The 1,803-nt window shown below is 55.2% G+C and carries 2 pseudogenes; one reads left to right on the plus strand and one right to left on the minus strand.

Annotated elements, in window-relative coordinates:
* Positions 1 to 261 precede the first annotated feature (261 nt).
* Positions 262 to 813 (minus strand): annotated as a pseudogene (locus FOY56_RS23315) (DDE-type integrase/transposase/recombinase); the annotation flags it as partial.
* 63 nt (positions 814 to 876) lie between these two features.
* Between FOY56_RS23315 and FOY56_RS23320 the strand changes: the two are divergent.
* A pseudogene (locus tag FOY56_RS23320) lies at positions 877 to 1,744 on the plus strand (transposase); the annotation flags it as partial.
* Positions 1,745 to 1,803: the final 59 nt, after the last annotated feature.

Here is a 1,803-nt window from a genome sequence, read left to right on the forward strand (position 1 = left end):
AGATCAGACATGTCACCGCTCCGTTTTGGAAGCGGTGAATCACGCAGCGCGCCGAAAATCAATGCATCCTGACCCTAAAGGTTCACGATTAAGGGGATACACAGTCGAATGTTGATTATTTTTCTTTAAAAACAGTATCTTATATGAAGTAAATGGTGGTGACCTGCCCTCCGATGCTCCCTCATTCATAAGGAGAGTTTTCGGGTCTGTGCTGTGCTACCGGAAGTGTCCCCGCTTGGGGCTAGGTTTTTCGCCCTTTGATCACACAGACGGGTTGGATACGTCTGGCAATTTCATCAGCGCTGCTGGGACGTTGTTCCCGATCGCGCTGTGCGGTCTTTCTTCGTTGTAGTCTCTACGCCAAGCCTCCAGCTTTTCGGCGGTATCTTCAAGACCCATGAACCAGTGAGCGTTCAAGCATTCGGATCGGAGTTTGCTATTGAATGCCTCGACGTAGGCATTGTCGGTCGGCTTTCCCGGCCTTGAGAAGTCCAGCGTGACACCCCGTTGGTAAGCCCAAAGGTCCATGTCACGAGAGACAAATTCGCTGCCATTATCGACCCTGATTGTCTTGGGATACCCGGTCTTGCGGCAGATACGATCCAAAGTCGCGACGACGTCTTCGCCCTTGTAGCTGAACCGCGCATCTAGCACCGGCACGTAGCGGGAGAACGTGTCGACGACTGTCAGGATGCGTATCTTGCGGCCCGTCGCCAGCTGGTCGTGCACGAAGTCCATCGCCCAAACATCATTTGGATTCACCGCCTCTTCGCGGTCTTCGCGAAGCTTCGCCTTTACACGCCGTTTGGGTGTTGAGCCTCCCCCAAAGAAGTGGTCCGCCCTTATGATTAGGAAAGCGGAGGACCAGAGACGGCCATTAAGAGACCCAAGCCCGAAGAGATTGTCGTTAAGTTGCGGCAGGTTGAAGTTCTGATGGGGCAAGGCATGCCCCGGATTGATGCGATCCGACAGATCGGTGTGACTGAACAAACCTATTACCGCTGGAAAATGAAGTACGGCGGAATGGGCACAGAACAACTCAAGGAACTAAAGCGGCTCCAGAAGGAGAACGAGCGCCTTCGCCGTGCTGTGTCAGACCTGACGTTGGACAAACTGATCCTGTCTGAGGCCGCACGGGGAAACTTCTGAGCCCCTCGAGTCGCCGGGCCTGCATCGATCTTGTGCGCAGCCAGATGAAGGCTTCTGAGCGTCGGGTTTATCGCGTTCTGGGTCAACACCGATCCACACAACGGCGATTGCCACAGGGGCGTGCCGATGAAGATCGCCTGGTAACTGACATGATCGAGCTGACGCGACAGTACGGTCGATATGGCTACCGTCGAGTTGCTGCTTTGTTGCGAGACGCGGGCTGGCCCCCTCTCGGCAGATTGCTATGCAATCGCCTGCCGGGCAGCGGGTGAATGACAAGCGAGTTGAACGTCTGTGGCGGCGCGAGGGGCTAAAAGTGCCAATGAAACAACCCAAGAGGGGACGGCTCTGGATGAACGATGGATCATGTGTCCGGCTCCGGCCAGAGTATCGCAACCACGTCTGGTCGAACGACTTCGTGCATCACCGAACTGAAGATGGCAGGGCCTTCAGAACATTGAACATCCCAGACGAACACAGCCGTGAATGTCTCACGATCCGGGTGAAGCGGAAGCTGAACTCGACCGAGGTCATCGACACTCTGACCGACCTGTTCATTCTTCGGGGCGTGCCTGCCTACATCCGATCTGACAACGTCCTATGTCGGGAAGATCTGGCCATTTAGGTCAGCTGGTCTTGGGGCATTCGAGGGAT

This window comes from Falsiphaeobacter marinintestinus (assembly GCF_007923355.1).
GTDB classification, from domain to species: domain Bacteria; phylum Pseudomonadota; class Alphaproteobacteria; order Rhodobacterales; family Rhodobacteraceae; genus Phaeobacter_A; species Phaeobacter_A marinintestinus.